Source organism: Dyadobacter bucti (assembly GCF_005869225.1).
GTDB classification, from domain to species: Bacteria; Bacteroidota; Bacteroidia; order Cytophagales; family Spirosomataceae; genus Dyadobacter; species Dyadobacter bucti.
Window position 1 is genome coordinate 1,255,013 of the sequence record NZ_SWFP01000001.1, and the last position, 13,840, is coordinate 1,268,852.

Consider the following 13,840-nt stretch of genomic DNA (forward strand, 5'->3'; position numbering starts at 1 on the left):
CCATGAAAGGAAAGCTAATTATCCTGTTTGCACTGCTTTTCAGTGCATTTTACCTTGTCCCAGACAAGAAAATAACCGGCACCGTGACCGATACAGCTGGAAAAACCATTTCCGGCGTATCTGTAACAGTGTACGGAACCAGCATTGCGGCCACAACGGATTCGCTCGGAAAGTATGCGATCCGTGTGCCCGTAAATACCCGATCGGTAAGATTCAGCCATGCAAATTATCAAACGAGGGAGGTGCGGCTGGCTTCCGGTTCGGAATTAAATGTTCAATTGAGCCCCGCTGTTGTGGATTTGGTGCCTGGGCTCCTCGACGAATTAATTGACCTGGCCCAATCAAAACCGAAAAATATCGGCGAGTATGAAGTAGCGTTCAAAACGATGACTTCACCGGCCGCAGCATCTTACGGTGGACGAATTCTCCCACGGGCTGAAATGAATACCGAAAATTACAAACCTGTCAATGAAAACGGTTTTCAGATCGCCGCGCAGCAGCCGGTAACTACTTTTTCCATCGACGTTGACCGTGCGGCTTACAGCAATGTCCGCCGATTTCTGAATATGGGACAAATGCCGCCCGTCGATGCCGTAAGGATCGAGGAAATGATCAATTATTTTGATTACACCTACCCGCAACCGAAGGGCGAGCACCCTGTTTCTGTTACCACCGAGCTGACAGATTCTCCCTGGAACAAAGGATTAAAACTGCTGCATGTGGGCTTGCAGGCCAAATCGGTTTCCAATAAAAATCTCCCTTCTTCCAATCTCGTTTTCCTGGTCGATGTCTCCGGTTCCATGGCCGATCAGAACAAACTCCCTCTGCTGAAACAGGCTTTTAAACTGCTGGTAGACCAATTACGGGCAGAAGATAAAATTTCGCTGGTGATGTACGCGGGGGCCGCAGGTGTGATTTTGCCTCCGACTTCCGGCAGTGACAAAATGAAAATCAAGGAAGCACTGGAAAATCTGGAAGCGGGAGGCTCCACGGCCGGTGGGGACGGGATTGAGCTGGCTTACAAACTCGCCAAAGAGAATTTTCTGAAAAACGGTAATAACAGGGTCATACTCGCCACAGATGGCGACTTCAATGTAGGGATAGCCAGTGAAGGCGAATTGCAGCGCCTGATCGAGCGGAAGCGAAAGGACGGGATTTACCTCAGCGTGTTTGGATTTGGTATGGGTAATTATAAGGATAACAATATGGAAACCCTTGCCGACAAGGGCAACGGAAATTACGCTTACATTGATAATATACAGGAGGCCAGGAAAGAATTTGTACAGGAATTTGGCGGCACTTTGTTCACGGTTGCCAAAGACGTAAAAATCCAGATTGAATTTAATTCGGCATTTGTACAAGCCTACCGGTTAATCGGTTATGAGAACAGGGCTTTAAAAAACGAAGAATTTCACGACGACCAGAAAGATGCCGGCGAAATGGGTTCAGGGCATACAGCTACCGCTATTTACGAAATTATCCCGGCAGGACTTAACAACCATTATCTGCCCAGGACGGATCCATTGAAATATCAAAAAAGCGAACTCTCCGGTGCCGGAAAAACGGATGAACTGCTGACGCTGAAAATCCGCTATAAAAAACCTGACAGCGAGAAAAGCATACTGTTTGATATGCCGGTCAAAAATGCCCCAAGACCTTTTGCATCGTGCTCCGAAAACCTGCGATTTTCTGCGGCCGTCGCTGCCTATGGCCTGCTTCTCCGTAACTCGGACTACAAGGGAAATGCGAGCTATGAGTCAGTCCTATACCTTGCAAAAAATGCTTTAGGTACAGATGAAGAAGGTTACAGGGCCGAATTTGTGAGGCTCGTAAAAACAACGCAAATGCTCGACAGCCGGAAGGAAACTGCCAGGAAGGATTAAGATGGCATCGGCCCGGCGATATTCGTTTGTCGGGCTGAGCGCCAATTGACAATGTAAAAAGCAACCTGAGCGGACGGCGCGGCCGGCTCAGGTTGACAAATGCCCTCAGTGCAACAGCTTAGTCATTTAAGGACTTCGCAAGTAAAGCCTTCGCTGCTTCGCTGAACTGGATGGTTGCGGTTGCTTCTCTGCCCGGTGCACTCATCTTGGCCCAGGTTTTTTGCAAAATATCGATCATTTTTTCCTCTGTCAGTTTTGTTATCAGATCATCGAACTGGTATTGCAGGAAAACCAGGCATAGCGCATTTTCCATGGTCTGCACCTCAGGATCAGACTTCAGCCTTTGTTTTAAAACAATTTGCCGGACGCGGTCGATCGTATCTGCATCAAATCCAACCGATGTGAGAATTTCCGTTGCCTTGGCGGCATGATATCTGGACAGGTCACTTCTCCATTTAAGGTATCCGACCCGCCCCTCCGGATAGTTGCTCCGGGGGCTTTCCCATCTGCCGATATGCTGGCACCGCGACGCAAGCAGCAGGCTTTCACTCGCATCGGGATCAAGTTTTGTAACCCATTCGTGCAATTTCAGGGCATAGAAATATTCGACAGGATACTCCTTTTCTTCATAAACCAGGTGCTCCGGGGAGTTTTTGTTATATGCATCGAAAAGTTCGAAAGCTTGTTCAAGTTTTGTCATGGTGAATTTGGGAAGTACCCGCAGTTATTTTTCACTTGTAAATTTCAACGCGATTTTCGTCATCCGCGGGTAGTCGTATGCAGTACTCTGGGTTTTCATAATAAACGAGCCTTCCCGGACATCCTCCGGCGCAATCGTCCACTCACCTCCTTTTACCGACTCATCGACCGCGCCCACACTTATGTTCTTTTCATTCGTTTTCCATTTCAGAGCAAATGGTTTAGTATCCCCTTTGAACATACCTGTAAAACTGCCGTCCCTATTGATCTTCACTGTTTCCATATACCTTTCGAAATCGATGCTGCCAAACTGCTGATTCATTTTCCCATCCCTGAAGGTAACAGCATCATTGACAGTTATTTCGTTGATGTACCAAGTTGGGGAACCGGTAAGTATGTCTGCGGCTTCTCCTGCACTACCCGCGCCGTTTTTGCAGGCGGACAAAATAAATATACCCGAAACAATGATCAGTGTTTTTCTAAAAAACATTGCTGAGATGGTTAAATGTACATTTACAAATATAGGGACATCCTAAAACAAAAAAACTCAAACAACTCCCGTTCGCAAATCTGTCAGATATTTTGGTTGGCGCGTGACAGCAAATGCGAATATCATAGGCACAGGTTTCCGTCAACCGCTCCGCGGCTCCGGTAAATGCATATTCCATTCTGGTAAATGCGGGCAGAAAAAGCGATGCTTGTGTCTTTACGTTTGAGCTGAATATTGCAGGTGAGAGGACAAAGGATTATTCATGACTGGTCGCCGATTTGCCGGACTATTCGCCAAGGAGTGACCTGAGAACCGGGATTTCCAGGGGTTTGGAAAGCAGTTCAATAATATACGGATTATCCCTGGCTTCTTCGATGTCCATGCTATCTACTGTGGATGATATCATGTAAATCCTGATCCGTTTCCGCATTTCTTCCGACATCTCGGCAAAGTGCCGGGTGAATTCGAAACCGTTGATTTCAGGCATTTGCAGGTCGAGTAAAATGACCGTTTCGGGCATAGCCCCTGTTTGTTCTTTCAGGAATTTGATGGCTTCCTGAGCAGAGCTGAATGACTTCACGGTGTCGGTAAGACCGCTTTTCAGCAACAACTTTTCCTCCGTGAGCAAATCAAATACGCTGTCGTCTATCAGTATAAATTCCATTATGCCTGGATAAAGAAGTTTTACAAACCAACTGCCGGACAATGGGCCTGCTAAATTGTGAATAAATTGATTTATTTTTATACTTTTGAAAGTTATTGTAGAAATAGTTCAAAAGAAATGCCGCACAACACTCATCTGATTTATCTTTAAAAGAGGTAAGGTATTAACTAATACTTTACAACATTAAAAATGTACCCAGCCCATTTATTATTTCTATTTATACTGCTCTTTGCGCCTTTAACAAAAGCACAAAAAGCGGACCGGCTCTTTCATCACCTCACCTCCAACCAAGGTCTTTCGCAGAACAACGTCACATCCATCGCCCAGGATCATCAGGGTTTTATGTGGTTTGGAACGCAGGACGGTCTGAATAAATACGACGGGTACAAGTTCACTGTTTACCGCAATGACCCGGACAATGCAAACAGTCTAAGTCACAGTTATGTTCATACATTATTTCAAGGCAGAGACGGACGGCTGTGGGTCGGGACAGACAACGGTGGTTTAAGCATGTACAACGGGCAAGCAGATCATTTTGTTAACTATTTAAATAATTCCCGTGATCCGAAAAGCATAAGTAACAATGATGTAAGGGCTATTGCACAGGATAGGCAGGGCAATCTTTGGGTAGGGACAGATGGCGGGCTGAATTACTTTGATACTACAAGAAAAACTTTCCGGCATTTCAGACACAACAATAAAATCAAGGGTAGCCTGAGCAGCGATGCGGTGAGCGATGTGCATGTCGATTCGGATGGAATGGTATGGGCGGCTACCAGTGATCGCGGCCTTAATATGCTCAACCCCACCACACAGCAGATTACACATTTTAAGCACGATCCTGCCAATCCCAGTTCGCTGAGTAGTGACCGGATCAATCATATTTTTGAGGATTCAAAAAAAAATATCTGGATAGCAACCGAAGGCGGCGGTCTGAACAGGCTTGATAAAAAAAATGGAAGCTTCCACATTTTCAGGCGAAACGGTAAGCCTGGAAGTATTTCTCACAATGATGTAATTTCTCTGGAGGAAGACAAGGACGGCAGGCTGTGGGTCGGAACGAGGAACGGCGGCATCAACATCCTTGAAAAGAACGGCACTTTTACCCGGCATTCGTATGACCGAAACAATACGGACGGAATTAACAACGGATCCATCTATGCTCTTTACTGTGATAAGGTGGGTACGATGTGGATCGGGACATACAGTGGAGGTGTTAATATCATGGATTACAATCCATTGAAATTTGTCCGGCACCGTAGCCTGCCTGGTAAGCCGGAAGGGCTGAACAATGACAATGTCCTCTCCATCATACAAGACCGCAACGGCAAAATCTGGCTTGGAACCGACGGAGGAGGCATCAATGTACTTGATGAAATCACTGATCAGTACCAGCATTTTACGCATGATCCCGATAACCCAAAAAGCATAGCCAGCGATTACATTATCTCGCTTTACAAAGATAAGGATGGCAAGATATGGATCGGTAATTACAAAGGGGGATTAAGCCTTTTCAACGAGGCCGGTAAGTCATTTTACAATTTGAACAAAACGGGCAACATTAAGGAAAGTATCCCGGCCAATATCCATTCTCTGACGGACGACAACAAAGGAAATTTATGGATTGCGACATCAGAGGGGCTTTTGTGTTATGATAAGAAAAACGGATCATACAAATACTACAAGGCCGATCCGGCGAAAGCGGGAAGCATCAGCAGCAACTCGGTTTTATCGATATTGATTGACAGCAAAGGCATTCTCTGGGCGGGTACCGAAGGTGGCGGCCTCAATCAGTTTGACGAAAAAACAAACACTTTCATCCGCTATGTCAATGACAGCCAAAATGCAAAAACAATAAGCAATAATATTGTCAAGTGTATTTATGAGGATGAAAAGGGCAATTTATGGGTGGGTACCAACGGCGGTCTGAACCGGTTTGACCGCCAAAGCAGGACTTTCAGCTGTTACAGACGAGCCGATGGTTTACCAAGTGATGTGATTCAGGGAATTGTGAAGGACCACCATCGGACATTTTGGATCAGCACCAACAACGGTATATCCAATTTCAACCCCAGAACGGGCGTTTTCCGTAATTTCGATACCAGCGATGGCTTGCAGGGCACCTCATTCAACAAGATGTCCCTTTACAAAAGTGCAGCGGGCTTCATCTATTTCGGTGGGCAAAACGGTTTTACAGTTTTTCATCCTGACAGCATCCGCGACAATAATTTTATCCCGCCGGTTTTTATTACCGATTTTCAAATCTTCAATAAGTCAGTCACACCTCACAACAGGGATTCACCCCTAAAAAACCACATCACCCACACCAGGGATATCACCGTCTCCTACCGCGATCTGGTCCTTTCTTTTGAATTTACGGCATTGAATTACACCCTATCCCGTAAAAACCAATATGCCTACAAGCTCGACGGTTTTGATAAAAACTGGATCAATTCGGGTACCGTCAGAAACGCTACTTATACCAATCTCGATCCCGGCGACTACGTTTTCAGGGTGAAAGCGTCGAATAACGATGGTGTCTGGAATGAAGTGGGCACAGCGATCCATTTACACATCGTTCCGCCTTTCTGGCAAACGTGGTGGTTTCGCACCCTGCTGGTGTTGTTCATCGTCGGTCTTATTTACCTTATTTATCAAATCAGGATCGGCGAGATCAAAAAGCAGAAAATCGAATTGCTCCGGCAGGTAAAAGAGAGAACAGGACAAGTTATACGCCAAAAGCAGGCATTGGAAGTACAGGCAGCAGATCTCTTGAATTTACATAAAGACTTACAGATCAAGCATGTGCAGGAGCAACAGGCCCGACAGGAAGCTGAAAAGGCAAATCAGGCGAAAAGTGTATTTCTTGCCACGATGAGCCACGAAATCAGAACGCCGATGAACGGTATCCTGGGTATGGCGCTACTGCTCTCACAAACGGAAATGACCGAAGAACAGTCGGAATATGCCGAAACGATCATCAGTTGCGGCGACGGATTGCTGACTGTAATTAACGATATCCTTGACTTCTCCAAAATTGAGTCGGGGAACATGGAGCTGGAACTTAAGCCTTTTAATTTACAGGAATGCATCGAAGAAGTGCTGGGGCTCTTTCCGGGAAAATCGGGAGACCAACGGCTGGATCTTGTATACCAGATCGACCCTAAGGTACCGGCGCAGATCATCGGCGACAGCCTGCGCCTGCGTCAGATTCTCATCAATCTTGTCGGCAATGCTGTAAAATTCACACAGCAAGGGGAAATCTTGGTCAGTGTGAACTATGTGGATATCAATGAAGAGGAGGAAATAGAACTGAAATTCATGGTTCAGGATACGGGAATCGGAATACCAGAGGACAAACTCAACCTTTTGTTCAAAGCTTTCTCTCAGGTTGATTCATCTCATGCACGCAGATATGGTGGTACCGGCCTGGGGCTGGCCATCAGTCAGCGGCTTGTGGACTTAATGGGCGGAAAAATCGAAGCGGAAAGCACCGAAGGAGAAGGAACCTGTTTTTCATTTACAATCCTCACAACGGCTCCGCATCAATCCATCGGGCAAGAAGCGGAATTCAATACTACCGGCACTGAGGACAAGTATGTGCTCGTGGTGGATGACAACAAAACGAACCTACGGATCATGAATGCCCAGCTCAAATACTGGAACCTGATCCCCGTACCGGCTTCGTCAGGGAATGAAGCATTGGAAATACTGCGGGAAGAAAAGCGGATCGCGTTGGTGATCACCGACCAGAACATGCCGGAAATGAACGGTGTCCAACTCGCACAGCTCATCCGGAATGAATATGCTGATTTGCCGATTATTCTGCTAAGCTCTGTCGGGGACGACAGCCGGAAAAATTACTCCGGCCTTTTTAGTGCCATTCTTACCAAGCCTGTGAAGCATCAGCGATTGGGGCAGGTGATTGTCAAAGAACTTTCGCGGCAGGTTGTACAAACGGATACACAATCAACCGGCCAGAATCTATTATCCACCTATTTCGCGGAAGAATTCCCGCTGAACATACTGGTGGCGGAGGATAACGCGGTCAACGCAAAGCTATTTGTCAAAGTTCTCAGCAAACTCGGTTATAAACCCAAAGTCGTCCACAACGGCCAGGAAGCATTGCAAAAAGTGCAGGAAGAACCTTTTGACTTGGTGTATATGGACGTTCAAATGCCCGAAATGGACGGACTGGAAGCTACCGGTCTCATCCGCCAGCTGCATATCCCACAACCCTATATTACCGCGATGACGGCCAACGCCATGCAGGAGGACCGTGAAATCTGCCTGAACTCGGGCATGGACGATTACATCTCGAAACCGCTGCGGGTCGAGGAGATTAAAAACTCGCTTCAGCGTGCATTTGCTTTTAAACTGCAAATTCTGGAATAGTCGCTTCGAAAAAGTCGGGCTATTTTCCGGCGGTTGCTAATGGTTGTAACCTGTGTACAGCCGTGATTCCGGCTGCCAGTACTTTGTTGAAACTAGTCGTCTACAGGCATGATTTTGATTGTTGAGTGCCCGGCGGGCGATCAAAATACTTCCGGCCGAACCCGTACGGAATGCCCTGCCCTATCCAAAATTGACTGACTCAACTAGCCACACCAATGGAAGACAGAAACGAATTGAGCGAAAAAAATTTGCATTGGTATAAGGATGCAATCATTTACGAATTACATATAAAAGCGTTTAAGGACGGTAACTGCGACGGTATCGGTGATTTTCAGGGGTTGATGCAACAACTGGACTATTTGCAGGATCTGGGTGTGACGGCCATCTGGCTGCTGCCTTTTTATCCCTCGCCCTTGCGCGACGACGGATATGATATCGCGGATTATTACACCATTAATCCGTCCTACGGCGACATCGGCGAGTTTAAAAAATTCCTGAAAGAGGCCCATAAACGAAAACTGAAAGTCATTACCGAGCTGGTCATCAACCATACGTCGGACCAGCATCCCTGGTTTCAGCGCGCGAGGATGTCACAGAAAGGATCAGATTATCGAAATTTTTATGTCTGGACTGATGATCCGAAACAATTCAAGGATGCCCGCATCATTTTCCAGGATTATGAAAAATCGAACTGGAGCTGGGACGCGGAGGCCGGGCAATATTACTGGCACCGTTTCTTCCATCATCAGCCTGATCTGAATTATGACAACCCGCTGGTGCAGGAAGAGATCTTCAAGATCATCAATTTCTGGTGTAAGCTGGGGGTAGACGGTTTCAGACTTGATGCCGTGCCCTACCTTTTTGAAAGAGATGACACCAACTGTGAAAACCTGCCGGAAACACATGAATATCTCAAAAAACTGAGAAAATACGTCGACGAACGATACCCCGGAACCTTGCTGCTGGCGGAAGCCAATATGTGGCCCGAGGATTCTGCTGCCTATTTCGGCGATGGGGATGAATGTCAGATGAACTATCATTTTCCAATCATGCCAAGAATGTTTATGTCGCTTCAAATGGAGGACAGATACCCCATTACGGACATTTTTGACCAGACTCCGGCTATTCCTGACAATTGCCAGTGGGGCATTTTCCTGCGGAATCACGACGAACTGACCCTGGAAATGGTTACGGACGAAGAGCGCGATTATATGTATAAGGTCTATGTCAAAGATCCGAAAGCGCGTATCAACCTGGGAATCAGGCACAGACTTGCGCCTTTAATGGAAAACAACCGCAAGAAGATCGAGCTTCTCAACTCGCTTCTTTTCACTTTTCCGGGTACACCGATCATTTATTATGGTGATGAAATCGGGATGGGCGATAATTTTTACCTTGGTGACCGGGACGGTGTGCGGACGCCTATGCAATGGAGCCCGGACCGGAATGCCGGTTTCTCACAGGCCAATCCGCAACGTCTCTACCTTCCACTGATCCTGGATCCGCAGTACCATTATGAGTCTGTGAACGTAGAATTGCAGAGCCGTAATTCATCTTCATTATTATGGTGGATGAAAAGGGCGATCAGCATCCGAAAAAAATACCCTGCTTTCAGCAGAGGTGATATTAAATTTCTGAACTCCGAGAATGCCAAGGTGCTTTCCTTCACCCGTACTTTCGAAGATGATACCATGCTGGTGATCGCAAATCTATCGCGCTTCACACAACCACTGGAACTTGACCTGGACGTATTCAAGGGTTATCAGCCTGTTGAAATTTACAGTGAAAACAAATTCCCGCCTGTCAGGGACAACATGCCTTACTTTTTCACGCTGGAAGCTTATGCGTGCCAGTGTTTTGTGATGAAAAAGACACATCCAGAGATTGACCAGAGCGAAGAACTCCAGCTATTGAAACTGGCAAAATGGGAAGATCTGCTTGAACCCGAAGTTCTTGAAAAGCTGGAAAGCAGCTTATTGCCAACTTACCTGATGAAAATGCGCTGGTTTGGCGGCAAAGAAAAAGAGATGGGAAGTGTCCGGATCGTTTCACATGCTGCAATTCCACTGGGTGATAATCCTCCGGGGTACATCTTTTTGCTGGAAGCCTATTATCGGAATAATCTGCCGGAAATGTATCAGCTTCCACTGGCTTTTGGCAAGGATCCTTTTTCACATCAGGTAAGAGAAAACTGCCCGCAGGCTGTGATTTGCCGGATCCAGATCGATAACGAAGAGGAAGGTGTTCTTTTTGACGCCATTTATGGGCTGGAACTCCAGCAGGCGCTGCTCCTGAATATGGGCCACAATGAAACCGTACCCGCATTTAATGGCGAAATCCATTTTTCAGGCGATGCGAACCTCAAAAAGCACGTAAACGAAACCGAGAAAATCAAGCCACGCGTTTTGTCCGGTGAACAAGACAATACATCCGTCACTTACGACGGAAAGTACATTTTCAAACTCTACCGGAAAGTAGACCGCGCCATCAATCCCGACATGGAAATCATACATTTTCTTACACATGAAGCAAAATTCGCAAACATACCTGCGTTTGCAGGCGCAGTGGAGTGGAAATATAAAAAGGACGCTATGGTCCTTGGCATGATGCAGGAAATGGTGGCGAGCAGTACCGATGCATGGGCAAACATACTGGACAGACTTGATAGCTTTAATGAGAAAATCCTTTCGGATAACGATATTCAACTCCCGGCAGAATTGGCAGGAACACTGACGGAGCCGATCGGTTATGAAGATATTCCCGAAGTATTGAAAGATCTGCTCGATGTGCACGTGGCCGAGCAGATTTCACTGCTGGGACAAAGGACAGCTGAAATGCACCTGGCACTTGCCTCAGGTACAAAGTTTCCCGATTTCAAACCCGAAGAATTCTCATTACATTACCAACGCTCGGTTTATTCGTCGCTTCAATCGCTCGTACGTGTTGCATTTCAGGACCTCTCCAGGAATATGAAAAAACTTTCACCGGATGTAAGACAGCAAGCCGATGAAATCCTGCAGATGAAAGACGAAATCCTGACGAAGCTCAAGAAGATCTACTCCCACAAGATCGATACCTCCAAGATCCGTATCCACGGAGATTACCACCTTGGCCAGGTACTTTTCACCGGTAAAGATTTTGTCATCCTTGATTTCGAAGGAGAACCAGCACGGAGTTACAGTGAAAGAAGACTGAAACGTTCGGCCCTGCGGGATGTGGCTGGTATGCTCAGGTCATTACATTATGCAGCTTTCGGAAGCCTGTTCCTCGACAATCAGATCCGTAAGGAGGATATCGGCAAACTACTGCCTTATGTTGAGCAATGGTACCATTATATGAGCGGCTTTTTCATGAAAGCCTATCTGGAGACGGTTAAAGATAATCCGATCATTCCGCGAAAAAAGGAAGACCTGAATATTCTTATCCAGACTTTCCTTCTCCAAAAAGCCATTTACGAAATGCAACATGAAGTTAACAACAGGCCGACTTGGCTGACGGTGCCATTAAAAGGCATTAAATCGATCATGAAAAAAAACGAACCTGTTCCTGCCTAGCGTAATTTTAGCTGGTTCGTTAAAAATGGGAAAGGCCCCGACTTGCAAGTCGGGGCCGGAGGATCCCACGTGTGTCAAACGTTACTTTATTTTGTTGCTTTTTTGCATGCGATAAATATTCTGGCTGTAACTGCTGCCAGTACCGAAACAACGAGTATTGCTTTTAGCGTTTTATTCATATTTGATTTTGTTAATTGTCGTGTGCTCACCCTCTGTTTCACGCGTTTCATTGTTCATGAGGTTATCAATCGCCAACTGATATTCGTCAGTGGTCATTTTTTTACTTAGGAAGCAATTTACTCCGGCATTTAAATATTGTTCTTCGATTGTCTCGTCGTCATTATGTGAAAAAATCAAAATTCGAACCTCAGGCTGGGCCCTTCTCAAAAATTTGATCATGAAATGGTCATCCTCAGAATATGCATAGACGTTCATCACCACAAGTTCCACTTTTGTCTTGAAAATATATTCGAGCGCTTTTCCCATTGTCTCCGCATATAAAACCGGGTAGCCTGGCAGAAATGATCTGACAAACATGCCAATGCCGTAGCTGAATGTTTCACCTGTGATAACAAGTATTGGTTTCATAAGTTACTTTCTTACAAGTTTCAATGTGTCGAATCCTTCCATATCCAAAGTGATCTCGTTGCAGGTGTTGGTAATCAACGTAAAGCCATAAACCGCAGGGCCGGATTTGCTGTACACACCTGTCAGCGTTAATGAATCGTCCTTAACCTTCCAGGAAATCTTTGTGGAATCATAATTTCAAAAAAACAGACCGCTACTTTCTTTAAATGATTTATCCCTATTAAATTCAATGGTATTCAAAGCCTGAGTACCAGACAACATTGTTGCCGTCCAACTGCCAATAATATTTTCCTCCAACGTTGGTGCTTTACACTCCTTTTCGTCTTCAACGCATCCAAAAAAAATAGCCGACAGAATTATGGTATAAAAAATGCGGTTCGACATAATCGATCATGTTAAGTAAAAATCATGAGAAAAAAGATTAAACGCCAGTGAAGCCACCAGCGTTAATCTGCTACACACAAAACCCTATACTTTACTTGGAAATTACAATTTTGTGATCACTGCTGGTATTATTCTTCTGAGTTACCTTTACCACATACACACCTGCTGCGAGATTTTTTACATTGATATCTTTGATAAGGTTGCTTGCAGAGTTATAGACTTCTTTTCCTCCCATATTGTAGATTTGAATCTTCGCTACCTTATCCCAATCATTGGTTTTTATACTAATCTGATCAATCAGTGGATTTGGGAACATGATGAATTGGGCTTGCCCCTCAAAATTCACGCTTTCAATTTTACTATATGCGCTGCTGCCGTCTTTATCAATCATATGCAAACGATAAAGGTTGGAGCCATTAAGAGGATAAGAATCCGTAGCTGAATAATAAGCAGTCTGCTTGCTTTCTCCCTTCGATTTAACGCTCCCAATTTGCTGCCACTTTTTGCCGTCTGAACTTCGCTGAATATCAAATCTGTCACTATTTGTCTCCTCGGACGTTGCCCAATTTAGCTGAGCAACATTTCTTTCTTTGGTTGCAGAAAACGATATCAGTTTGACAGGCAACGGGAAAGTTTGTTCTACAAAAGTGAACGGTCTGAAAGTTATTTCATCTTGTGGATTTGACCATGAGCTTCCCTGAAGAGTTGGAAGCAATCGCGGCGATGCAGGATTCCCCTGCTCCACTGGGCCGGAAAAGTCTATGGTGTAGGTAGCCAGATGAACAAAATCGGTTGTATTTAAATCCAGATCGTCGTCGGCTCTTTCCAGCGTTAAACCCAACTCCTGCCATCCGGGGGGAGGGTTACCAGGGGCTATTGTCTGGACACCTATACTTGCCGATGCATATAAAGGATCTCCGACACCCGATCCCCCTATAATAGTAACACCGGCTGGCAATTGCACATCAAGCCTGACATTATATGCTCTCCATGTATTATCATTTGGCGGGAGATAGGTCGGATCCCCCTTGCCTACCACATCGAATGTCCAATGCAGCCCATCCTGGCTTACCTTCTTATTGACGAAGTCAAGAATGATTGTCGTTTGAGCTTTGGTTCCCTCTGAAAACACAGTCAAGAGGAAAACAATTAAAAATGCCTTTAAAATTAGTTTCATAGTTTA

Annotated in this window: 9 protein-coding genes; 3 read left to right on the plus strand and 6 right to left on the minus strand. The window is 45.6% G+C overall.

Going from position 1 to position 13,840, the window contains the following annotated elements; genetic code table 11:
• The first annotated feature begins 2 nt into the window (after positions 1 to 2).
• Entirely contained in the window at positions 3 to 1,883 is a 1,881-nt protein-coding gene (locus FBF61_RS04715) for a YfbK domain-containing protein (RefSeq protein WP_138475990.1), read from the plus strand.
• Between the two features lie 118 nt (positions 1,884 to 2,001).
• On the opposite strand, the gene FBF61_RS04720 is transcribed toward FBF61_RS04715, so the two are convergent.
• From FBF61_RS04720 to FBF61_RS04730, 3 genes are all read right to left on the minus strand, one after another.
• Positions 2,002 to 2,583, minus strand: a complete 582-nt coding sequence (locus FBF61_RS04720; protein ID WP_138475991.1) for a DUF4202 domain-containing protein — start codon at positions 2,581 to 2,583, stop codon at positions 2,002 to 2,004.
• A 24-nt stretch (positions 2,584 to 2,607) separates the two neighbouring features.
• Positions 2,608 to 3,072: a hypothetical protein gene (locus FBF61_RS04725; protein WP_138475992.1), complete on the minus strand. Its 465-nt coding sequence runs from the start codon at positions 3,070 to 3,072 to the stop codon at positions 2,608 to 2,610.
• A 286-nt stretch (positions 3,073 to 3,358) separates the two neighbouring features.
• Positions 3,359 to 3,736, minus strand: coding sequence for a response regulator (locus FBF61_RS04730; protein ID WP_138475993.1), 378 nt, complete (start codon positions 3,734 to 3,736; stop codon positions 3,359 to 3,361).
• Positions 3,737 to 3,925: 189 nt separating this feature from the next.
• Between FBF61_RS04730 and FBF61_RS04735 the strand changes: the two genes are divergently transcribed.
• Positions 3,926 to 8,131: a hybrid sensor histidine kinase/response regulator gene (locus FBF61_RS04735; protein WP_138475994.1), complete on the plus strand. Its 4,206-nt coding sequence runs from the start codon at positions 3,926 to 3,928 to the stop codon at positions 8,129 to 8,131.
• Positions 8,132 to 8,346: 215 nt separating this feature from the next.
• Positions 8,347 to 11,685, plus strand: a complete 3,339-nt coding sequence (gene treS, locus FBF61_RS04740; protein WP_138475995.1) for a maltose alpha-D-glucosyltransferase — start codon at positions 8,347 to 8,349, stop codon at positions 11,683 to 11,685.
• Between the two features lie 171 nt (positions 11,686 to 11,856).
• Here treS and FBF61_RS04745 read toward each other — a convergent pair whose 3' ends face one another.
• From FBF61_RS04745 to FBF61_RS04755, 3 genes are all read right to left on the minus strand, one after another.
• On the minus strand, positions 11,857 to 12,273 hold the full coding sequence (locus tag FBF61_RS04745) for a response regulator (protein ID WP_138475996.1): 417 nt from the start codon (positions 12,271 to 12,273) through the stop codon (positions 11,857 to 11,859).
• A gap of 177 nt (positions 12,274 to 12,450) precedes the next feature.
• Positions 12,451 to 12,657, minus strand: coding sequence for a hypothetical protein (locus FBF61_RS04750; RefSeq protein ID WP_138475997.1), 207 nt, complete (start codon positions 12,655 to 12,657; stop codon positions 12,451 to 12,453).
• 91 nt (positions 12,658 to 12,748) lie between these two features.
• A complete protein-coding gene (locus FBF61_RS04755) occupies positions 12,749 to 13,834 on the minus strand; it encodes a T9SS type A sorting domain-containing protein (RefSeq protein ID WP_138475998.1) in 1,086 nt (361 codons plus the stop codon).
• Between the last annotated feature and the right edge of the window lie 6 nt (positions 13,835 to 13,840).